This is a genomic window from Streptomyces sp. ISL-100 (genome assembly GCF_018614615.1).
GTDB lineage: Bacteria > Actinomycetota > Actinomycetes > Streptomycetales > Streptomycetaceae > Streptomyces.
Map to the genome: position 1 here is coordinate 61,353 of NZ_JAGGOK010000046.1, position 23,103 is coordinate 84,455.

Genomic DNA, 23,103 nt, shown 5'->3' on the forward strand with positions numbered 1-23,103 from the left:
GCGGGTCAGCCGTGCCGGGGGCCCTGGCCGGGGGGCGGGGTGAGGGTGGAGCGGTAGGTACCGGACTCGCCTTCGGTGAGCGGGGTCTCCGGGGTCACGCCGGCGGCGGCCATGCGGTCGTACTCGGCGAGGACCAGCCGCTTGGTGCGGTACTCGCCGAACTTGGCGATCTCGTTGTTTTTCAGGCCGCCCGACTCCGACTGGAAGGACTCCAGGATGTAGTCGGTGTCCTCGCGGGAGATCCCGTAGAGGTGGAAGAAGTACGCGTCCAGCTCGGCGCGCAGCTGCGCGCGGCGGTCCTCGTCCCACTGGAACGGTTCGCCCTCGTCGCCGAGGTCGCGGGCGAGTGGAGTCATGTCATAGGCGGTGTAGACGAGTTCCAGGATGCGGGGAAGGAGGAAGGGGAGGTGGGGTTCGAGGGTGGTGGGGGTGGGGACGGGGAGCTGCTTCCAGATGAACGGTTTCATATGAGCGTCGCTGATCTTCTGGCGGCTCACGAAGTCGAAGACCAGGGAGGACTGGGTGGCGACCATCGTTGCGACCAGTGGAGGCGCGACGCGGGGAAGCATCAGGGTGTAGGTGTTGCCTACGGCCGTGCGCGGAAGGAAGGCGGGGATGGCGCTACGTTCGTTGGTGAAGTAGGTGATGTCACGCCACCCCAGCAACCATCCGTGAGGCCAGTGCACTTCAGCGAGACGCCTATTGACGCCACGCTCCGCAGTGTCCTTACCTCGGCGGACCGTGGCGATGAGGCCGTCTTCCAGGATCCAGTATCGGGGGTCTGCGTAGGTTGCGGGGTTCGCCTTCTCCGAGGTGCCGATGCGGCGGCGGTCCTCGTTGCCGGTACCGGTGTATGAGTTCCAGCGGTGGTCGAAGAGGTGTGCCATCTTGCCCTCGTACAGCGGCAGCATCCGCACCCCCTTCCGTTCGAAGACGTTGCCGCGAAGTTCCCACCCCTCAGCCTTGAGCCTTTCGCGGCTGCGGAAGAGGTCGGAGTCGTCGGTCATGTTGAAGAGGTGCTTGAAGGCCATGCCCCAAGGGTTGCCGTCCCGGCGCCCCTCGTTCCACAGCACGGGCACACGCCGGTGTATGCCAGCCACGAGGTCTGCGTCCCGCTGGGATTTCAGCTTGGGGAGGGTGCCCGTGTTGGGATTGATGATCGCTAGGTCCTCAGGCCTCAGCGCTACGACTCGGTCCTGGTTGTGGAGATCTGTGACATCAGACATGGAGAAGCCGAGGCGCGCTGCGTCTGCTTGGATTCCGCGGCCGGTCACGGAGAGTAGACAGAATGACTGCTTCGAGTCGATGTCGAACCATTTTCCACCCTTGGGAAGCGCTGGAGACTTCGGGCGTCTGACCTCAAAGTCGTACAGCGAAGCCAGTACTCCCCGTCGCATGAAGTCCGCGAACAGATGTTGGGCGCCCGCGCCCGTCGCGACTGCCGTCGGCAGGATCAAGCCGAAGCGTCCTTCGGGCGCGACCAGGTTTGCCATTCGCTCGGCGAAGAGCTGGTCCGTCTGGAGGGAGTTGACGCCCTTGACCGTCAACCCCTTCGCGCACAGCGGGGACACTCCCGAATCTCCTGCGAAGTGGAATGTCCCCTTGACCGCGCGCCGAGCCTGGCGGTACCGCTTACCGGCCTCCGGGTTCTCCTGCTCCCACTCGGCGATACGGGTACGGCGGGCCGTGCCGGAGATGTCGGCGATCTCGGGGGCTACCACGCTGAAGTACTGCTTGTCGTGGAAGTCGACCTTGTCCCACGGCGGGTTGCCCACCACGCACGTGAACCCGCCGTTCCACCCCGTGGTCGGGTCGATTGCGGCTACATTCGCCGACGCGCCGCCGCCCTCCGGGACCGAGAAGATTTCGGGGAACTCCAGGTGCCAGTGGAAGAAGGTGTACTGGTCGCGCAGGCGCACGATCTCGTCGTGGGTGGACTTCGGTGCCGCGTCGCCCTCGGGGTCCTCAAGCCCCCGGAACACCTTGTGGGTGATGGTCGGCGGCGCGTCTTCGTGCTTCACCCAGACGAAAGCTGCGCACCAAGCATCTGCCAGGTGCAAGGCGTGCAGGTACTCGGCCGAGGTCGACCAGTCGCGGTAGGCGGCCTCCTTGCGGCGGATGTCGGTAAGGTCGTCGGCCGGGGCCGCGGTGATCCGACGCAGCCCGCGGGCGAAGGAGGCGTTGGCGACCTTCGTCTCCGTCTCGATCTCGAACAGGCCGTGCTGGCCCTCGCGTTCGAGGGCGTTGCGGGCGAGCAGCGACCGCGCCCAGGTTTCGTCGTCGCCCTCGGCCTTCTTGAACGCCTTGTCCGGGATGCCGTCCCGCATCAGGGCCGGGGCCGCCCCGATCAGGCCGTTGCCGTGCTTGATGTGCGCGTCCAGGAAGCTGAGGGGCTTGCCGGGCTCCATGGCCTCCAGCCACAGGGACACCTTGGCCAGCTCGACGGCCATCGGGTTGAGGTCCACGCCGTACACGCAGCGCGCGACGACCTCGTGAAGGGCGTGGCGCACGGTCTCGGCCGTGGGCTCGGGGTTGCGGTCGCGGACGGCGGCGACGTGCTTGGCGATGCGGCGGGCCGCCGCCACGAGGAAGTGGCCCGAACCGCACGCGGGGTCGCATACCGTGAGGGAGAGGAGTTCCTCGACGATCGTGTCGGCGGGGTCCAAGCGGCCCTCGGCGCTTGCCCGCTGCTCGCCGCGCTTGACGGCGTCGTCTATCACCGGGTTCAGCGTCGAGTCGAGCAGGGTCTCGGTGAGCGCGGTCGGGGTGTAATAACTTCCGGTCTTCTTACGGTCGTTGCCGATGCGGTCGACCAGTTCGAAGGTGCGGTCGGCGGCGCTGTGCTTGGGCACCAGCTCCAGCAATGCCTCGTACACGGACCCGAGTTCCTCGGCGCCCATGTGCAGGTAGTCGACGGGCCGCCAGCGGGCGGAGCCAGAGTCGCGCATGCGGGCCAGGTGCTTGACCGCCTCGAACAGGTGGCGGTTGGCCAGTCGCGCACCGCGCAGGGGCTCGTCGGCGGGGCCGTCGTTGAAGAGGCCGCCGAGTCCCTTGAGACCCAGCTCTGGGCGGCCCTCCTCGGAGCCCAGCGCCTCGATCAGCAGCTCCAGGGCACGGTACTGGTCGTCGTGGGCGGTACCTAGGCGGCGCAGGGCCCGGCGGCGGAGGCGGGCGGTCGAGAAGTAGCGGGTGAAGCGATCGCGGGTCTGTTCGTCGGCGTCGGGGTCGAGCAGGGCGCCCCGGTCCTCGGCGACGAAGAGGAAGATCATGCGGTAGACGAGCCGGAGCAGCGCTGTCTGGAAGGCGTGGACGTCCAGGTACTCGCGGAGCTCGTTGTTGTGCGGGTGGCTCAGGAACCCGGTGCCGAGGACGGTGAGGGCTGCCTGGACGCCGTCGCGGAAGTGGTCCAGCGCCCGGCTGCCGGACTCGATGGCGACCGTCCGCCACTTCTCCAGCCAGCACCCCGAAGCCGCCGCCCCCTCCGCCACCTCGAACCGCGACGCGTGCAGGACGCAGTACAGCAGCACGAACTCGCTGAACAGCTCGCCGTCGAAGATGGCTTCCAGGTCGAAGTCGACATAGGCGGCGGTGGCGAAAGACGAGGTGTCGCGCAGCAGGCGCAGGCGGCGGCCGTTGGTGAGGACCGCCCACAGGTGGGCCTCGGTGCGATTGAGGCAGTCCTGGAGCATGGACTGCGGGGGGACCTGGCCGGAGGCTGGGCGCTTGTCCAGCTCCTGGTTCCAGGGGATGAGATGAAGCAGGGCCGGGCCGTGCCGGTGGGAGACCGGAAACCGCTTCTCCGGGTCCGAGTCGGCCGGGATGCCCGCCGCGCCGACCTCCGTCAGCGCGCCGAAGTCCAGCTTGCGGAAGAGCTGGGCGAGCCAGTCGGTGCCCGCCCGGCCGGTGGGGTCGGCGGCGGGCGCGCCGGTCACGGCGTCGGCGGGCAGGGCTGTGCGCAGATCATGCCAGAGCGGCTTGAGGTACTCCCAGGCGCGCTCGGCCTCGTCGCGCACGGGAACCGAGGCGGGAAGGCCGTAGTCGGCGGACTTGGCGCCCGGCAGGTTCCGCGCCTCGGCGATGCGCAGCAGCATGTCGGCGGGGAGCAGCCCGCCGACCGTGGTGACGGCGGTGAAGGCCAGGGCAGTGCGGGTGGCGGCGGACATCAGGCTTCGGCTCCGGACACGGTAGAGGCGGACGCGGCCGACTGCTGCGGCGGCACGTACACGTACACGCCGAGGACGTCGGCGGGCTCCTGCGGGACGACCTTCAGGCCGCGGACGATCTCCTCGTTGGCCTTGCGGACCCGACGGTGCGAGGCGTCGAGTTCGGTGGCCAGGCGGGCGCCGTACTTGGTGAGGTGGGCGGCAAGGTCCGGCAGCCCGTCCAGATCGCGGGTGATCTGGTTGCGGGCCCGCTGCTCGTGGGTGTTGGCGGTGGCGCGGGCCGCGAGGAGGGCGGCGGCCGCGTCGTCATCCAGCCAGCGGGCGCGCGACGGCAGGCCCTCGTAGGCGAGCAGGCGGGCGTCCTCGGCGACCAGCTGCCGTTCGCCGGTGCGGGACGGCAGGGTGAGGTGGAAGCGGTAGCGGACCAGGAGGAGCGTGGTGCGGGTGGTCACCGCGTCCGTGGTGACGACGCCGCAGCGGCGGGCCGGGCGAGGGCCGAGGGCGTTCGCGTCCAGCGCCGAGTCCAGGACGTACGAGGCGACGGCCCCGATCGCCGGGTCGGTGCGGACCAGGGCGGCCTCGCCGCGGGCGGTGGCGGGGGAGCCGCGGAACGGGATCTCGCGGTCCTCCTCGACGAGCCGGCCGCCGAGGACGGCGGCGAGCGCGTCGCGCAGCCCGGCCGGGGTGCCGCCGACCTGGGCGGTGAAGTCGCCGGTGCCGTCGCGCGGGTCACGGACCAGGGCGTCCAGGTCGCGCAGCGCCTCCAGGGCGAAGCCGCGGACCTCGTCGGCGCCGCCGAGCGCGGCCCGTACGGCGGCGACCTCGCGGGCCACCTCCTCCGGGTGGATGGCCCGCTGGGCGTACTTGGAGCGGGATGTCTTCTCCCGCTCGGCGGCCGAGTTCCACTCGCGCTCGATGCGGGCGAAGGACTCCTGGTTGCCGTCCAGGTCGAACAGGCTGTCCTGGCTGCCCTGCCGTCCGTGCAGCAGCAGCCACTCCACGACGGCGTCGGTGACGCCGGAAGCGGTCTCGTCGGGCACGGAGACGGAGATGCCGAGGTCCTTCTTGATCTGCCGGTGCTTCGCGAACAGCACCTCCAGGACCTTGCCGTCGATGCCGTTGTCCTCGCCGAACATGGTGATGACACGGACCTGGTCGCGCTTTTGGCCGTACCGGTCGACGCGGCCCTCGCGCTGGTCGTGGCGGGTCGGGTTCCAGGCCAGGTCGTAGTGGACGACGGCGTCGAAGTGGTGCTGGAGGTTGACGCCCTCGGACAGGCAGTCGGTGGCGATCAGCACCCGGCGGACGGCCGGGGCGTCGCCCTCCTCCGCGGCCTCGGCGGCGAGCTGCTCGATGCGCTCCAGGCGTTGCTGAGGGGAGAGGGTGCCGGTCACGGCGGCGATCTTCGTCTTCTTGCCGAGCTTGCCGTCGAGCTGCCCGGCGAGGTACTCGGCTGTGGGGATGTAGCGGCAGAAGACGATCGGGTGGTAGCCGTCGGCGATCAGACCCTTCAGGTGCCGGGTGAGCGCCTTCAGCTTCGCATCCTCGGCCGGGCCGACCAACTGCGCGGCGCGCTCGGCGAGTTCGAGCAGCCGGGCGCCCGCGTCCTCCGTCTCGGCGGCGCCCGGCGCGACATCCATGCCCTCCAGCCGGTCGTTGTCCGCGGAGTCGGCGGCCACCGGGGCGCCCAGCACGTCCGCCTCGTGCGCGGTGCGGGCGGCGGCGGACTCGGAGCGGGTCTTCAGGGTCTGCGCGGCGGCCGCCGGCGAGGAGACCATCGAGCGCAGCAGCGCGATCACCGACCACCAGGCGATACGGGCCTCCCGCTTGCCCTGCTCGCCCGCCGCCTCGACACGGTCCCGCGCGTAGGCGATGGCGTCGTCGAGCAGCGCCCGGTAAGCGGAGGTCAGCCTGTACGGCTCGTCCTTCGTCCAGCGGTCGGACGGGAAGGCGGTCCGCTCGGCCAGGGAGTCGTCGGCGAGGCCGTCCTCCTTGGTGAGGTAGTCGCGGACGTCGGCGCGCTTGCGGGCCACGAAGTGATCGGCGAGCTTCGCCCGCCCCACCGGGGACTCCAGGTCCAGCGTGGCCAGTTCGGGCCGCACCAGGCCGAGCAGATTGCGGAACGCGGACTCCTTGCCGGAGTGCGGGGTCGCGGTCAGCAGCAGCAGATGACGGTCGGCGTCGGCGGAGACCCTCCGCAGCAGCTCGTAGCGGAGCTGGTGGGAGGAGGACGACGCCCCGCCCTGCGCGGCGTCGTCGGCGGCCACACAGGTGTGCGCCTCGTCGACGATCACCAGGTCGGGGCAGTGCCGTACGAAATCCTCGCGGTGGCGGGTCGACTTGATGAAGTCCGTCGAGATGATCGTGAAGGCGTGCTTGTCGAACAGGGACTGGCCCAGCTCCAGGCCGCGCTCCAGACGCGACACCGTGGAGGCCAGGACCAGTTCGGCGTCGATGCCGAACTTCTCCCGCAGCTCGCCCTGCCACTGTTCGGCCAGTGCCGGTGAGCAGAGCACGGCCAGCCGGGTCGCCTCGCCCTGCGCGAGCAACTCCTTGGCGATCAGACCCGCCTCGATCGTCTTGCCGATGCCGACGTCGTCCGAGATCAGCAGCCGCACGGTGTGCTGCCGCAGCGCCATCAGCAGCGGAACGAGCTGGTAGGCGCGGGGTTCCACGGCGATCGACGCCAGCGAGCGGAACGGGCCGGCACCCGACCGGAACCCGATGCGCAGCGCCGTGCGCAGCAGACCGGCGGCGCGCTGGTCGCCCAGGTCGGCGGGGCTCGGCGCCGCGAACTCGGCGGGACGCACGTCCTCGAACGTGGGGAACACGGCCGCGATGTCGTCCTCGCTCCCGCCCAGCGGGCGCAGCACCAGCATGTCCGCGGCGCTCTCGGGCAGCACCACCCATTCCCGGCCGCGGGCGGCGACCAGCGAGCCGGCTGTGTACGTGAGGCTCATGAGATGTCTCAGTTCCTAGAGGTCGAGAGGGGGCGAGGAGTCAGCGGAGGTGGAAGTATCCGGCGTTGTGGTCCGCGATGGCGTCCCAGTCCGCGTCCGTCGGGAAGCGCACGACGTCCCAGCCGGCCTCCTCCAAGCGGTAGCCGGCCTCGATGTCGCGGGTGGAGTCGGCGGTCTGGCCGGGGACGTCGACGAACACGGCGAGGAGGTCGGCACCGCCCAGACGGAAGACCAGGTCGGGGCAGGCCCCCGCCCCGTCGACGAAGGTGTTGACCTCGTCCGGCAGCCGGTAGCCCATCGCCCGCAGCCAGCCGAGCAGGTCGCCCTGTGCGACGAGGGCCGCCAGATCCGACTCCACCGGGGTCGGCGCGGACGCCGGAGCGCTGCCGGACGTGCCCGGCGCGGTGTTCGCGCCGCCGGCCGCGGGGGTGAGCCTGCGGAACCGTTCGCTGCGGGACTCGCCGCGGTCCTCGCGCTCGGTACGGGCGTCGGCCAGCAGCTTCAGCAGCGGGCGGGCTGCGTGCCGGCTCAGCCTGCGGTGGTGCGTCTGGTTGGCGTACGTCAGCAGGCAGGCGTAGCAGCCCCGGGCGCACTTCTCGTCGTCCGTCGGACCGCCCTCGTCCTCGCCGGTGTCCGGGTCGAAGTGGCAGAGCTCCAGGGCGGTCCGGGCGGCCCGGGAGAGGGCGTCCTTGTCGTGCTGGATCCGGCGCAGCACACCTGCGCCGCCCTCGGCGGCCTCCGTGAACAGCATGCGGCGGCGCGGACCGTCGTCCGGTGGCAGCAGCTCCGCCGTCAGCTCGGAGTCCTCCAGCTCGAACGCCGCCTCGATGCCCCGCTCCAGCGCGTACAGGAACGACAGGGCCACCGGCTCGGGCTGCGGCTCGTCCAGGGTGACCACGAGGATGTTGCGGCGGTCCTCCACAAAGGGCAGGACCCGCTTCTTGCGGCGCTTCTCGTTGCCGTCCTCGTCGACCACCGGCATGCCGGTGCCCTCGATGGCGTCCGCGGCGGCCCGGTCGTTGAGCCAGCGGCCGTCGCCCAGGTCCAGCCAGTAGCCGTCCGGCTCGCCCTCCTTGTCGCGGACGCGGCCGAGGTTGGTGATGCGGACGGTCGCCGAGTCGCCGTAGTCCAGGTCGAGGACCGGCGCGCCGTCGGCGTCGGTGACGTGCGAGGTGAGGCGTCCCTTGCGGGCGCCGTGGTCCTGGAACGCGTACGAGGTCTCCAGGCGGAAACCGGCCCGGCGGCGCTCCTCCTCGTCGGAGGAGATCCGCTCGCGCGGCGTGGTGTACACGGTGTGCAGGTGGAGCAGACCGGTGCGCTTGCTCCCCAGTTCCTCCCCGCACATCGTGCACTGGTCGGCGCCGGGCCTGACGGCGTAGTGGTAGCCGCAGCCGTCGCAGCGCCGCGCCTCCGCCGTCGCCAGGTCGCCCGATGCGTCCGGCGGCAGCTGCACGCGGGTGACCTGGTAGCGGGCGCCCTCGTGGTAGATGAGCGCACCGGGGCCGAACTCACGGATCGCGAGGAACCGGGGGCGCTGCAGATAGTCGCCGTCGGCGTTGCGGCGGTTGCCGGAGCGCGGGATGTAGGCGGCCAGCGGCAGCCGCGGGAAGCTGTAGCCGGGCAGGAACCCCTCGGACGCCAGATAACGGTACGGATTGAAGTCGCTCATCACCGACTTGCTGTCGGATGAGCGGTTCAGCAGCAGGTTCGTCTGTGTCTCGGCCTCCCGGCGCCGGGTGCGCGCCCGGCCCTGCTCGCCCGGGGAGAGGGTGTGGTCGACGACGCGCTTGTTCTGCTCGTACTGGTCGATGACGGCTGCCCGGAACAGCTGGCGCCACCGCTCGAACGAGGCGTCGAACTCCTTCGGGGCCCGCTCGATCCGGTCCTCGATCCACTCGTCGTACCACCAGGTGGTCGACTCGAAGTCCGCGATCAGGGGGGCGAGGACGGTACGGGCGGCGGCGGCCGCGCGCCTGCGGGCGTCCTCGTCCCAGGACTTGTCGCTGATGTGGGAGAGGAGCGGCAGCTGCATCTGCGGATCGGGGCGGTCGCCGGCGTCGGGGTCGTAGGCGACGTCGACGACGTCCGGGATCGCGGTGCCGAGCTTCATGTCGGTCTCCGCCAGCCAGATGCCCTGCAGATGGGAGCGGACCAGGTCCTCGTTGGCCAGGTCCAGGCGCGGCGGGGCCACCTGCCCCGACACCATGTCCTGGGAGCGGCGGAAGTAGTACTGGTCGTGGCTGTTGCCCGTCGCGCAGTACGTGGTCACCAGCGCGGGCTGACCGGAGCGGCCCGCCCGGCCCGAGCGCTGCGCGTAGTTCGCCGGGGTCGGCGGCACGTTACGCATCATCACGGCGTTGAGCGAGGAGATGTCCACTCCCAGCTCCATCGTCGGCGAGCAGTACAGCAGGGGCAGTTCGGCGTCACGGAACTGCCTCTCGCGCTCCAGCCGGTCTTCCGGGGTGACCTGCGCGGTGTGCTCCCGCGCGTACAGTCCGGCCAGCTCGGCGGCCGCGGTGCGGTACAGGTCGCGGAAGAACGGGTTGACGCGCGGGCCCTCGCCGCTGCTGTAGGTGCGTGCCAGCGGGTCGACCGTGCCCCGCTCGCCGTTCCCGGCCCGCCAGACGAGGGTGGCGGCCGACACCCGGTAACCGGTGCGCTTCTGCTCCGCACGGCGGCGGTAGGCCGGGCCGGAGTGCTCGGGGGTTGCCTCCACTTCACGCACCAGGTCCGCGTCACGCAGCACCTTGAGCAGGTCCTCGATGACGGTCTGGACGTCGTCCAAGGACATGGACGGATCGCGCAGTTCGGGCATGTTCCGCCGCAGGTACTTGCCGAATTTGCCGCGGGCCGACAGGAACAGCGCGGAGCGCTCCATGCCCGGCCGTGAGCCGTACGGGTAGGCGGTGCCGACGGTCGGCCGGTCGCTCTCGCCCAGCACCCACGGCCCGGTGAGGCGTTCCTCGCTGGCCCGCTGGAGGGTGTCGAAGTCGTCACGGAAGTACTGCACGTCGATGGCGAGGGCACGCCGCATGAAGTCGAGCAGTGTACGGGCGATCTCCTCGCGCAGCGCCGGGTCGGCGTCGCGCAGCACGGCGTGGGCTGACTGCCAGCGATCCGGCCGCGCGGCGATCCAGCCCAGGTCCTCGTAATCGATCCGCAGCAGCCCCGTCTGCTCCAGATTCGGCATCGTGATGCGCCAACCGCGCTCCAGGTCGCGATAGAGGCGGTACCCGACGACGTCCCGGAACGCCTTCGTCGCCCGCCGCTCCATCGACGGAGCTAGGTCCGCGCCGGCCGCGTACTCGCGGGGCGCCAGGCCCATCACATCGGTGACGGCCTCGGCGAGGTCGTCGTGGCGCAGCCCCTCCTCACCAGCCCGCACCGCTGCCTGGTATAGGGCCCCGCGCAACTGGGTCACCTGAGCGAAGTCGTTGAAGTGCCCGGCCTGCAGCGAGGCGTCCTGCCGGTTGTCGACGAAGGTGAGAAGCTTGCGCGCCTTCTTGCCCAGGCTCTCCTCGGGTACCGCCCGCAGGGACTTCACGATCGACGCGGAGATCAGCGAGGTGGCCGAGGAACGCCCCTCCTGGTCCAGGGTGGCCAGCTTGGCGAAGTCCCGGCCGCGGGTCTGCTCGTAGGAGACCTGGCAGTGCACGCAGAACAGGAACGGCGCCGGGACGAACGCGGCCACCAGCCCCTCGCCCGACTCGTTGCCGTGGGCGTCCACGACGACGCGTTTGGGCAGCCGGGGCCGGTAGGACTTCCTGACGACTGTCACACCCTGCGCGTCCGGCTCCAGCCACGACTCCGGCAACCGTCTGTCGTCCACGGCCTTCTGCGGATCGGCCGGCCACTCGTAGTCCTCGCCGGGCATGCCCAGGTACAGATAGCCCTCGCCCTCACGGCCCCCGGAGGCGGAGGTGTCCCGGCGCGGCTCGTACCGGAACGCGCCGCCTTCCTCGGTGCGCCAGACGGTCAGGTACTCCTGGCCGCACTCGCGGCAGAACGCCAGCGGGAACAGCGGCTTGCCGTCGCTGTCCGGCTGCTCCAGCTGGTAGGTGCGGGTCAGCGGCCGGGTGAGCGGATCCTCCAGCGTCGTGTAGACGGTGTCGCCCTTGGAGAGGAACTGGTGCAGGCGGAACGCGAACAGCGGCCGCTCCGTTCTCGGGTTCTTGGCCTGCGCACCCGCCTCCAGCGTCGTCCGGATCGCCTCGCGCACGCTCTCCTCGGCCACCCCGGACTCGGCGGCCAGCTCGGCCGCCGCCTCCTCGACGGTGTCCGGGGCGCAGCGCCGCAGCCGCCCCGTACCCTCCTCGCGCTCCAGACCGAACCGGGACTCCACCCAGCGGGCCAGCGGATCCTTCGTCAGCGCCTCGTACGCGCGGGGTGCCGCCGGCACCCGAAGGCGCTCGGCGGGCACGGTCTCGGGGGCTTCGTCGGTCGCCCTGACCAGGGTCTCGCCAATGACCCGCTTCGGCAGCACGGTCGTACCGAACAGGCGGCCGGCGACCTTGGCCACCTCGCGCCGCTGGTTCTCCCAGGAGCCCTCGGTGGACATGGTCGCCGAGGTGCCGATGCACTGCAGGGTCGCGGAGGCCCGGCAGGCCTCACGGACCCGGCGGATGAGGAACGCCACGTCCGCGCCCTGCCGGCCCCGGTAGGTGTGCAGCTCGTCGAAGACGAGGAACTGCAGCCCCTCGGCCATGCGGATCAGGCTGGATCGGTCGTCCGGCCGGGTAAGCATCAGCTCCAGCATCACGTAGTTGGTCAGCAGGATGTCCGGAGGGTTCTTGCGCAGCTCGCGGCGCTCCTCGGTGGACTCTTGGCCGGTGTAGCGGGCGAAGGTGACCGGCTCGCGGCCCTTCCCGAAACCGTGGCGCAGGTACTTCTCCAGCTCTCCGAGCTGCGAGTTGGCCAGCGCGTTCATCGGATAGACGACGATCGCGCGCACCCGGCCGCCGGCGTCGGGTCCCGCCGCCTGACGCTCCTTCAATACGCGATCCACGATCGGGACGATGTACGCCAGCGACTTGCCGGAGCCGGTGCCGGTGGTGAGCACGTAGGAGTCGCCCGCCTGCGCGGCCTCGACCGCTTGCCGCTGGTGGAGGTGGAACGTCAGCGGCCGCCCGTCAGGACGCGGCGAAGTCTCCTTCTTGCCGGCCTGGAAGATCTCTGCGCACCTCGGGTGCAGCACTCCGTCCCGCACGAGGTCGGTGACCTGGCCGCCGTCGGCGAAGAACGGGTTCAGTGACAGCCACGGGTCGGGCCACTGCGACTTCGCCGCCAGGTCGTCCGCGATGAAGCCGTCGATCCGGGCGTCCCGGATCACCGTCGCGCTCTTGGTGAAGTTCTCGTACTCGCCGATCAGGTCGGCGTGGATGCCGAAGACGTCCATCGCCTCGGGCAGGCGCGGCTCCCTGCGCGGCACGGGTGCGGGCACGGCCGGGGCGGGCTCGGGAAGCAGGGCACGCAGTCGCGCCACTGGGTCCATCACCTGCCAGTGCGGGGCCAGCAGGGCGGCCGTGTCGTCCGGCGCGAACGCGAGCGGGATCAGCGTCTCACGGACCAGGGCGGCATTGTCCGGCCGTAGTTCGGCGTCCTTCTCCAGCAGACGGTCCACCAGCCGGACCAGCTCGGCGGGCAGGTCGGGGCGTACCAAGGTCAACAGTGGCGGCCGCTCGTGCTGGTGCTGTTCGGAGAGCTCGAAGGGGGTCCTGGCGGAGAACGGCGGCCGCCCGATCAGCAGCTCGTACAGGATGCAGCCGAGCGCGTAGAGGTCGGCCGACGCGGAGACCCGTTCGGCACGGAACTGCTCGGGCGCCATGTAGCGGGCCGTGCCGACGCTGACGCCCGTACTGGTCAGCCGTGTCTGGTCGGGATCGTCGACGACCGAACCCATACCGAAGTCGAGGACCTTGACGGTGCCGTCGCGGGTCAGCATCGCATTGGCCGGCTTCAGATCGCGGTGGACGACCCCGGCGGTGTGCGCGGCGGTGAGACCGGCAGCGATCTGCGCACCGACAGCGGCGACCCAGGAGACCGGGAGCTGGGGCTCCTCGTCGATGAGGTCCGCGAGTGGATGACCGTCCAGCAGCTCCATGGCCAGGTAGGGCAGACCGCTGCCGCCCGGCGTCCGGTCCACGCCGCCGTCGATCAGCAGGGTGAGGTTCGGGTGGCCCTGGGAGAGCATGCGCATGATCCGCACTTCGCGGCGGAAGCGGTCGATCTCCTTGCCGGACCCCGAGGCGTCGACCGCAATTCCGGTCCGGCCGCGCAACACGGTCTTGACCGCGACCTCGCGGCTCGGGGAGTCAGGGGCGGCCTGAAGGTCTTCGGCCCGGTGTACCTCCCCCATGTTCCCGCGCCCCACGATCCCCGTGATGCGGAACCGTCCGTCGACCGTTTCCAGGCCCACTGCCCCTCCCCGTTTCACCCGTCGCATGCAGGCTGGGTACATGCCGCAGCGAGCGTATACCGTCCCTTTTGGCGAGGATCCTACCTCTGTGTTGACGTTGTCAACAAGCTATTGGGTTCTTTGGGGTGCGACCAGCCTGGTGGAGGCTGACCGCAGGTTGTCGGGTGGAGCGCCTCGTCGGTGGAGTAAGTCCGGTCGAGCTGATGGTTCCGGCTGCGAAGGGTGGCTGTCTCGGGCCGGTTCATTGTGAGGGGGTCCGCCACGGAATCATTGGAGCGTGCGGTGGCAGAAGACCTGCAGGGTGGGGAGGCCGGGGCGATGTCGGCCTGGGTGTTTCCGCGGCTCCTCGGCGCAGCGAATGAGGGACAGGGGCCTTGGCGTCGACCTGACGGTCCGTTGGCAAGTCAGCAAAGAGTCAGTGTGAGTCCTGGAACACCCGACGACAGCTGACCGAACATGCGAATCGCTGTACTGTCCGGAGACCGCCCTTGACCTGCGTTGAGCAGGCAGGGAGCTGACAAATCTGGAGTTTCTTCATGTTTCGTACAATATTCAAGTCCAAGATTCACCGTGCCACCGTGACTGAGGCCGACCTTCATTACGTCGGCTCCGTCACCGTCGACGCCGCGCTGATGGAGGCGGCCGACCTGCTCCCCGGGGAGCTCGTCCACATCGTCGACATCACCAACGGTGCGCGCCTGGAGACGTACGTCATCGAGGGCGAGCGCGGTTCGGGCGTTATCGGCATCAACGGCGCCGCCGCCCATCTGATCCACCCGGGCGACCTCGTCATCCTCATCAGCTACGCCCAGGTCGACGACGCCGAGGCGCGCGCCCTGAAGCCGCGGATCGTGCATGTCGACGCCGGAAACCGGATCGCCGCGCTCGGCGCCGATCCGTCGGAGCCCGTACCGGGCAGCGACACCCGCAGGAGCCCCTACGCCCGTGCCGGCGAAGGGGTAGAGGCCGGCGCCGGCGCTCAGTAGGCGGGCCCGCTCACGGCCTAGCATCGCGGCATGCTCACACTGCTGCACACGTCCCCCGTCCACGTGCCGGTCTTCGACGCGCTGCGCGACCGGGGGCACCCCGGCCTCGAAATGCGCCATGTGGTCGACGAGGAACTGCTGGCCCTGGCCCGCTCCGGCGGGCCGCAGCGGACTCCGCGATCGCCGCGGTGCTCGCCAAGGCCGTCGGCGAGGACGGGGCCACGGCCGTGCTCTGCACGTGCTCGACCATCGGTGCGGCGACGGAGGCGTACGCCGCGCGGCTCGGCGTGCCCGTGCTGCGCGTGGACCGCCCGATGGCGGCCCTCGCCGTCGCCGCCGCGCCGGAACGCGACACCGTCCGTATCGCCGTGGTCGCCGCGGTGGACAGTACCTTCGGGCCGACCTGCGACCTGATACGGGAAGAAGCGGACGCGGCGGGGCGGTCGGCCGATATCCGCACCGTTTTGGCCGAAGGCGCCTGGAAGCACTTCGAGGACGGCGACCGGACCGGCTACCTCGACCTCGTCGCGCGGGCCGTCGACACCATCACCGGGGTGGATGTGGTGGTGCTGGCCCAGGCTTCCATGGCCGACGCGGCCGCGCGGGTCCGTAGTCACATCACCGTGCCCGTACTCTCCAGCCCGGCGCCCGGGCTGCGCGCGGCAGCCGCGGCCGTATCCCTCATTCCGGTTAGTCCCGGTCCCTGATGTGTGGCCCCGGCGGGCGCGGGCAGCCGCACGGGGAGAAAGTGGGTCCGTCATACAACGACGAGAGGCAGGAGGCCAGCAATGACTCTTCCCTACGCCGACCCCGTTACGCCGCCCCCCGGTCCGGGCCCCGGGCCCGCCCCAGGCCCGCTGCCGGATCCGGGCCCCCTGCCCGGCCCGGGTCCCGGCCCCGCGCCCGGTCCCGGCCCCGGTCCGGAGCCCGGCCCCGCCCCAGGTCCGGGCCCGACCCCGGCCCCGCCTCCGACCCCCGGCCCGGGCCCGGTTCCGCCCGGTCCGGCGCCCGATCCGATCCCGAAGCCGCCGGGGCCCGACCCCGTACCCGATCCGGAGCCGCAGCCCGGACCGACCGGCGTCTGACCGACCGGCGTCTGATCAGCCGGTGCGCACTTCCGACCGGTCACCGCCCCAGAGGGTGTGGAACGAACCCTCGCGGTCGGTGCGCCGGTAGGTGTGCGCGCCGAAGAAGTCACGCTGCCCCTGCGTGAGGGCCGCGGGCAGCCGCTCCGCGCGCAGCGCGTCGTAGTAGGCGAGCGCCGCCGAGAAGCCGGGCGTCGGCACGCCCCGCAACGCGGCGGCCACCACCACCGCACGCCAGTCGTCCTGCGCCGCGCCGATCTCCTCGGCGAACCCCTTGTCGGAGAGCAGGCTCACCAGCCCGGGTTCGGCGTCGTACGCGGCCCTGATCCGGTCGAGGAACGCCGCCCGGATGATGCAGCCCGAGCGCCAGATCGAGGCAACGGCCCCGAGGTCGATGTCCCAGTCGTACGTCTCGCTGCCCGCCCGGATCTGGTGGAAGCCCTGCGTGTACGACACGATCTTGGACGCGTAGAGCGCCTGCTCGACCTGGTCGGCGAAGGCGGCCGCCTCGGCCTCGCCCAGCGGCGCCGCCGTCGGCCCCGGCAGCCCGCGCGAGGCCTGTCGCAGATCCGTATGCCCGGACACGGAGCGGGCGAAGACCGCCTCCGCGATCCCCGAAACCGGCACGCCCAGATCGAGCGCGATCTGAACCGTCCACCGTCCCGTGCCCTTCTGCTCGGCCTCGTCCGCGACGACGTCGACGAAGGGCTTGTCGGTGGTGTCGTCGATGTGGGCCAGCACCTCGGCGGTGATCTCGATCAGGTACGAGTCGAGGCGGCCGGTGTTCCACGAACGGAAGGTCCTGGAGATCTGCTCGGGGCTGTATCCCGCGACGGCCCGCAGCAGGTGGTATGCCTCGGCGATCAGCTGCATGTCGGCGTACTCGATGCCGTTGTGGACCATCTTGACGAAGTGGCCCGCGCCGTCAGGACCGATGTGGGTGACGCACGGTGTGCCGTCCTTCGCCTTCGCGGCGATCTTCTCCAGCAGCGGGCCAAGCGACTCGTACGACTCCGCCGACCCGCCCGGCATGATGCTCGGGCCGTGCAGCGCGCCCTCCTCGCCGCCCGAGATGCCCGTACCGACGAAGTGGATGCCGAGCTCCCGCATCTCCTTCTCCCGGCGCCTGGTGTCCTCGAAGTGGGCGTTGCCGCCGTCGATGATCACGTCACCCGGCTCCAGCAGGGGCGCGAACTCCTGGATCACCGCGTCCGTCGGGTCGCCCGCCTTCACCATGACGACCAGGCGGCGCGGTCGCTCAAGAGCGGCTACGAAGTCCTCGGCCTTTTCGGCAGGAACAAACGTGCCCTCGTCTCCGAATTCCTCGACGAGGGCGTGCGTCTTGGCCGCCGTGCGGTTGTGCACCGCGACCGTGAAGCCATTGCGCGCGAAGTTGCGGGCGAGGTTGCTGCCCATTACCGCGAGCCCCGTTACACCGATCTGGGCCTTACCACTCATGTGTGAGCTCCTGGGGTGTCCGTGTCTGCGTCCGTAGGGATACGTACCAACGGACCCGGCTGTTCACCGATCTTCAAGCCGCGCGGCCCCTTCCGCATTCCGGCCGGGCCCGGACCGGTGGAAATTCGATTGAAGGGAAGTCAATATGCCAGCGGCAGTGGAGAGTTAGCCGTTTGTGCCCTTGTCATGCCTCGTGGAGGGCCGTACTTTTGCCGATTGCGACGTGTCCGACGCGTAAGTGGGGGGAACCGAGCCATGGCCGCATCCGGTCGACACCGCCGATACCAGCCGAGCCGTATCAACCGTGCATCGCTGACGGTCACGGCCGGCGGAGCCGGGATAGCCCTGCCGCTGGTCGCTTCAGGACCGGCAGATGCCGCATCGGTGGATGTCTGGGAGAAGGTCGCGGCCTGCGAGTCGACCAACGACTGGAAGATCAATACGGGCAACGGCTATTACGGCGGGCTGCAGTTCAAGCAGTCCACCTGGCAGGCGTACGGCGGCACGGCGTACGCCGCGCGCGCCGACCTTGCCACAAAGGATCAGCAGATCGCCGTGGCCGAGAAGGTGCTCAAGGGACAGGGGCCGACGGCCTGGCCGCTGTGTTCCGTACGGGCCGGCCTGACCCGGGGTGGCGGCGCGCCGGACGTCAGCACCGGGCCCAAGGCCGCCCCCAGGACGGCGACGCAGTCCAAGAAGGCCTCGACCGGCACCGCCGGGCCCGGTACCAAGGATCCCGGTCCGGCGAAGGCGCAGGAGAAGGGCAAGGAGAAGGGCGAAGCGAAGGGCAAGGGGAGGGCACAGGAGAAGGGGAAGGCGAAGCCGAAGCCGAACGGCGCTGCGAACACGTACACCGTGGCCAGTGGCGACACCCTCTCCGCCATCGCGGACGCCGAGGACGTGAGCGGCGGTTGGCGGAGCCTCTACACCGCGAATCGCGACGTCGTCGGCAGCGACCCCGACCTGATCCTTCCGGGGCAGCGGCTGTCTCTGGACGGCGCCGCGAAGAGACCCGAGCCGGGCACGAAGGCGAAGGAGAAGCCGAAGGAGGCCGGGAAGCCGAAGGAGGCCGGGAAGCCGAAGGAGGCCGGGAAGCCGAAGGAGGCCGGGAAGCCGAAGGAGGACGGGAAGGGGAAGGGGAAGGGGAAGGCGGAAAGGGGAGCCGGCACGAAGGCCGAAGCCGAGCGCGCCTCCGTCACCAAGCCTGCCAAGAAGGAGAGCAAGGCCCCGGCGCTCACCGCCCCCGTCGAGACCGGCCCCAGTACGCCCTACCGCGCGGCCGGTTCCTCCTGGGCCAAGGGCTACCACACCGGTGTCGACTTCCCGGTGCCCACCGGCACCGCCGTGAAATCCGTCGCTCCCGGCCGGGTCGTCTCGGCCGGCTGGGGCGGGGCGTACGGCTACCAGGTCGTCGTACAGCACGCCGACGGCAAGTACAGCCAGTACGCGCACCTGTCGGCGCTCACCGTCCGCGAGGGCCAGAAAGTGGGCGCCGGCCAGCGCATCGGCCGCTCGGGCTCCACCGGCAACAGCACGGGCCCGCACCTCCACTTCGAGGTGCGGACCGGGCCCGGCTACGGTTCGGACATCGATCCGCTGGCCTACCTCAGGGCGGGTGGCGTCACCATCTGAGTCCGTGCCTGCGGCCCGACCGGAACAAGCGCCCCTGCCAGTACTGCCGGTGCGGGCGCCAGTGCCTTCGGCGCAGGCGCCGCCGGTGACGCCGGTGATGTCGCCGCCGGCGGCGGTACGGCGGGCAGCCGCCGCTGCCGCTCGGTGTGCGCCCCGAGCCGCTCCGTCGTCAGCAGGATCAGCCCGCCTGCCGCGACGACCCCGCAGCCCAGCGCCAGAGCGGTACCCGTCGCGCCGTACCTGAAGTGTTCGCCGAAGAGCGTGATGCCCACGGCGGCCGCGACCACCGGGTTGACCACGGTGACCGTGGCCAGCGGGGCCGCCAGGCCGGCGCCCCGGTACGACGCCTGGGAGAGCATCATGCCCGCGGCCGCCAGCCCCGCGATCGTCAGCAGGCTCGGCAGCTGTCCTGTCAGTCCGGTCGTTCCCGTCAGTCCGCCGAGGCCGCCCGACGACGCCCAGTCGACAGCCACCGTCTTGGTGAACACCGAAGCGATGCCGAACGCGGCGCCCGCGGCCGTCGCCAGCAGGATGCTGCGTACGACGGCACGGTGCACCCGTTGCGCCACGAGGAACACCACCGCCACCGCGCTGAACGTCACCAGCCCCAGCGCCAGCCGCTCGCCGCCGCCCAGCGACTGTGCGTCGGCCGTGCCGGTCAGCGACAGCAGCCCCGCGAGCCCGGCCGACGCCATGATCGCGCCGCGCCAGGCGGCCGCGCCCGCCCTTCGGCGTACGAACACAGCCGCCATCGGCAGCGCGAACACGATGGTCAGCGCGCCCAGCGGCTGGACCAGACTCAGCGGCCCGTACGCCAGAGCCCCGACATGCAGCAGCGCTCCGAGCCCGTTGAGCGCGACGGCCGCCCACCACGCGCCGTGGCGCAGCGGGGCGTACGGGCGGGTCGGGGTGGTGGACGCGACGCGCTCCTGGACGATGGCCCCGGCCGCATAGGCGACAGCGGAGACCAGCGCCAGCAGCACGGACATCGCGAGAGCACTCATGCACTCCACGATGTCTCTTCAAAGCCTTCCCGTCGTCGTCCTTGAGCAGGCATTCGGACGTACTGCCGACGTAGTACGCAGTAGCCCTGAGGTCCTCCTCCCGGCGGTCTTCCCCCCTCCCACGGGTGGACACAGGGACCCCCGCCTCTCAGCACAGCGCCATGTGAGACTTTCGCGGGTGAAAGGGGCACGACCATGGACCTCGCAGACTGGGAAGAAGTGGCATCGGTGGGCGGATTCTTCGCGCTGCGCACCCGGACACCCGACGCGGGTGCGGGTGCGGACGCCGGTGCCGGTGCTCACGTTCCGCTCGCGCGGATCTACGCGGGTGACCTGGGCCCGCTGACGTTCCGCGTCGACAAGGTCGCCGCCCGGCTCGGCGCCCCCGAGCGCAGAGTCGCAGCCTCCATCGCGCATCTGGGACTCGCCGCCCGGCTGTGGTCGCTCGCCCTGGGGCCGGCCGCGCTGTACGGCGAATTCCCCGACCTCCCGCCGGACGATCTGCGGTGGAACCCCGACCTGACGTCGCCGCACGACCTGTGGCTGGCGGCGCCGCCGCGTCCGCTGCCCGCCACCGCCGACCGCATCCGCGAGGTGGTTCAGTACGGTCATCTCCTGCCCCTCGCGGACGCGTTCCGCCGGGACGGACGGATCTCACGTCCGCTGCTCTGGGGCAACGCGGGTTCGGCGCTGGCCGGCGCTGCCCGTGAGCTCCACGCCTGGGCAGGGAAGAACGGGCGCCCCGAGGTGGGGGAGCGGGCCCTGGAGCTGACCGCCGAGCTCTTCCGCCACCCGGACCTGCGTCCCACCGGCACTCTGGACGGCGCGGCCTTCCGCCGCCGCAGCTGTTGTCTCTACTACCGCTGCCCGTCCGGTGGCCTGTGCGGCGACTGCGTATTCGACCACTCTCCGCAGCGGTCTTCCGCACAGCCCGTATCTGAGTGACCATCAAGGGAGGGTGACGACGGGAGGACCGCGGTGAAGGTGGGACTGCTCACCCGTGAGTATCCGCCGGACGTCTACGGCGGCGCCGGGGTCCATGTCGAATTCCTGGCCCGGGAGTTACGGTCCCTCGCCGACGTCGACGTGCACTGCTGGGGCGCCGCTGACACGCTCGAAAAGGGTGTCAGGGGTCACCGCTTCGACGGCGTACTCGAAAGCGCCAACGAAGCCTTGCGCGCCTTCTCCGTCGACCTGTCGATGGCCGCCGCACTCGAAGGGTGCGACCTGGTCCACTCCCACACCTGGTACACCAGCCTCGCGGGCCACATCGGGAAGCTGCTGTACGGCATTCCGCATGTCATGACCGCGCACTCGCTGGAGCCTCTGCGCCCCTGGAAGGCCGAGCAACTGGGCGGCGGCTACGCCCTGTCCAGCTGGGCCGAACGCACCGCGATCGAGTCGGCCGACGCGGTCGTCGCCGTCTCGCACGGCATGCGGGCCGACATCCTGAGCAGCTACCCGGCCCTCGACCCCGACCGCGTGCGCGTCGTACACAACGGCATCAACACCTCGCTCTACCGGCCCGATCCGGACAAGGAAGTGCTGGAGCGCGTCGGCATCGACGAGGAGCGCCCGTACGCCCTCTTCGTCGGTCGGATCACCCGGCAGAAGGGCGTCCCCCATCTGCTCCGCGCGGCCCGCCGCCTGGACCCGGCCACGCAGCTCGTCCTGTGCGCCGGCGCTCCCGACACCCCGGCGATCGAGCGCGAGTTCCGCGAGCTCGTCAGCGAGCTGCGCGGCACCCGCGACGGGGTGCACTGGATCGCGCACATGCTGCCGCGCCCGGACGTCATCCAACTCCTCACCCACGCCTCGGTGTTCGTCTGTCCGTCGGTGTACGAGCCGCTCGGCATCGTCAACCTGGAGGCGATGGCGTGCGGCACGCCCGTCGTCGCCTCGGCGGTCGGCGGCATCCCCGAGGTCGTCGAGCACGGCGGCACCGGGCTGCTCGTACCGTACGAAGAGCAGGATCCCGAGGCCTTCGAGGAGGGCCTGGCGGATGCGGTCAACCGGCTGACCGATGACCGGAGCACCGCGATGCGGATGGGCGCGGCGGGACGGGAGCGCGCGGTGCGGGAGTTCGGCTGGGACGCCGTGGCCCGTCGCACGGTTCAGGTGTACGAGGAGATTCTGAAGTCCAAGTAGCGACGAGCAGGGGGCGCAGATGCGTGGTGGACCTTCGGTGCTCGGGATCGTACTGGCAGGCGGGGAGGGCAAGCGGCTGATGCCACTGACCGCCGACCGGGCCAAACCGGCGGTGACGTTCGGCGGCACGTACCGGCTCGTCGACTTCGTCCTGTCGAACCTGGTGAACGGCGACATCCTGCGCAACTGCGTACTGACGCAGTACAAGTCGCACTCGCTGGACCGCCATGTGACGACGACCTGGCGGATGTCCAGCCTGCTCGGCAATTACGTCACCCCGGTCCCGGCCCAGCAGCGGCTCGGGCCGCGCTGGTATCTGGGGAGCGCCGACGCGATCCTCCAGTCCCTCAACCTCGTGCACGACGAGCAGCCCGACTACATCGCGGTATTCGGGGCCGACCACGTCTACCGCATGGATCCCCGGCAGATGCTGCGACGCCACATCGAGAGCGGGGCGGGTGTCACGGTCGCCGGCATCCGCGTTCCGCGAACCGAGGCGTCGTCCTTCGGGGTCATCACGCCCGCGTCCGACGGGACCAGGATCGAGCGGTTCTTGGAGAAGCCCGCGGACCCGCCGGGCCTGCCGGGGGACCCTCGGCGTGTCTTCGCCTCCATGGGCAACTACATGTTCACCGCAAAGGTGCTCATCGACGCCCTGCACCGGGATGCCGAGGACGAGCGCTCGGTGCACGACATGGGTGGCTCGATCCTGCCCATGCTCACCGAGAGCGGGGTGGCGCAGGTCTACGACTTCGACGACAACCATGTGCCGGGGGAGACGGCGCGTGAGCACGGCTACTGGCGCGATGTCGGCACGCTCGACACGTACTACGGCGCCCACATGGACCTCATCTCCGCCCAGCCGCAGTTCAGCCTGCACAACCGGCGCTGGCCGGTCTACACCCACCCCGGGCAGCTGCCCCCCGCCCGTTTCGTGTCCGGCGGCATCGCGGGGGAGTCGATCGTCAGCGCGGGGTGCGTTATCGGGGGGCAGGTCACCCGGTCTGTGCTTTCGCCGGGGGTGGTGGTGGAGGAGGGGGCGGTGGTGCAGGGGTCTGTGCTGCACGACAACGTGCGAGTGGGCCGGGGAGCGGTGGTCCGGGGCTCGATCCTGGACAAGAACGTCGACGTACCGCCGGGGGCGACGATCGGGGTGAACCCGGAGCGTGACGAGCAGCTCTACACGGTCTCGAAGAATGGCGTCATAGCCCTGGGCAAGGGCCAGCCGGTCTCGTAGCCGTCCGGCCGCTGC

Annotated in this window: 10 protein-coding genes and 1 pseudogene; 6 read left to right on the forward strand and 5 right to left on the reverse strand. The window is 70.7% G+C overall.

Features of this window, described 5'->3' with window-relative positions; translation table 11 throughout:
• Positions 1-5: 5 nt before the first annotated feature.
• From J7E89_RS20770 to J7E89_RS20780, 3 genes are read right to left on the reverse strand one after another with little or no spacing between them, the layout of a single operon-like run.
• Complete coding sequence (locus tag J7E89_RS20770) at positions 6-4,163, reverse strand: Eco57I restriction-modification methylase domain-containing protein (RefSeq protein ID WP_214975700.1); 4,158 nt, start codon at positions 4,161-4,163, stop codon at positions 6-8.
• Entirely contained in the window at positions 4,163-7,123 is a 2,961-nt protein-coding gene (locus J7E89_RS20775; protein ID WP_214975702.1) for a DEAD/DEAH box helicase, read from the reverse strand. The genes J7E89_RS20770 and J7E89_RS20775 overlap by 1 nt, the downstream gene beginning before the upstream one ends.
• A 40-nt stretch (positions 7,124-7,163) precedes the next feature.
• Positions 7,164-13,538, reverse strand: a complete 6,375-nt coding sequence (locus J7E89_RS20780; protein WP_214975703.1) for a protein kinase — start codon at positions 13,536-13,538, stop codon at positions 7,164-7,166.
• Between the two features lie 536 nt (positions 13,539-14,074).
• Here J7E89_RS20780 and panD point away from each other — a divergent pair.
• Complete coding sequence (panD, locus tag J7E89_RS20785) at positions 14,075-14,524, forward strand: aspartate 1-decarboxylase (protein WP_214975705.1); 450 nt, start codon at positions 14,075-14,077, stop codon at positions 14,522-14,524.
• A 30-nt stretch (positions 14,525-14,554) separates the two neighbouring features.
• Positions 14,555-15,231, forward strand: a pseudogene (locus J7E89_RS20790) (aspartate/glutamate racemase family protein).
• A gap of 393 nt (positions 15,232-15,624) precedes the next feature.
• Here the strand turns inward: J7E89_RS20790 and gndA are convergent.
• On the reverse strand, positions 15,625-17,067 hold the full coding sequence (gene gndA / locus J7E89_RS20795; RefSeq protein ID WP_214975707.1) for an NADP-dependent phosphogluconate dehydrogenase: 1,443 nt from the start codon (positions 17,065-17,067) through the stop codon (positions 15,625-15,627).
• 255 nt (positions 17,068-17,322) lie between these two features.
• On the opposite strand from gndA, the gene J7E89_RS20800 reads away from it, so the two are divergent.
• A complete protein-coding gene (locus J7E89_RS20800; RefSeq protein WP_214975709.1) occupies positions 17,323-18,699 on the forward strand; it encodes a transglycosylase family protein in 1,377 nt (458 codons plus the stop codon).
• Here the strand turns inward: J7E89_RS20800 and J7E89_RS20805 are convergent.
• Entirely contained in the window at positions 18,669-19,703 is a 1,035-nt protein-coding gene (locus tag J7E89_RS20805; RefSeq protein WP_214975711.1) for a DMT family transporter, read from the reverse strand. The genes J7E89_RS20800 and J7E89_RS20805 overlap by 31 nt on opposite strands.
• A 195-nt stretch (positions 19,704-19,898) precedes the next feature.
• Between J7E89_RS20805 and J7E89_RS20810 the strand changes: the two genes are divergently transcribed.
• Genes J7E89_RS20810 through glgC form a run of 3 tightly spaced genes read left to right on the forward strand, consistent with a single transcriptional unit; the run spans position 19,899 to position 23,088 of the window.
• On the forward strand, positions 19,899-20,648 hold the full coding sequence (locus tag J7E89_RS20810; protein ID WP_214975713.1) for a (2Fe-2S)-binding protein: 750 nt from the start codon (positions 19,899-19,901) through the stop codon (positions 20,646-20,648).
• Between the two features lie 33 nt (positions 20,649-20,681).
• On the forward strand, positions 20,682-21,851 hold the full coding sequence (gene glgA / locus J7E89_RS20815) for a glycogen synthase (protein ID WP_214975715.1): 1,170 nt from the start codon (positions 20,682-20,684) through the stop codon (positions 21,849-21,851).
• 19 nt (positions 21,852-21,870) lie between these two features.
• The gene (gene glgC / locus J7E89_RS20820; protein WP_214975717.1) at positions 21,871-23,088 is read left to right on the forward strand and encodes a glucose-1-phosphate adenylyltransferase; all 1,218 of its coding nucleotides are present in this window, start codon (positions 21,871-21,873) and stop codon (positions 23,086-23,088) included.
• Positions 23,089-23,103 lie beyond the last annotated feature (15 nt).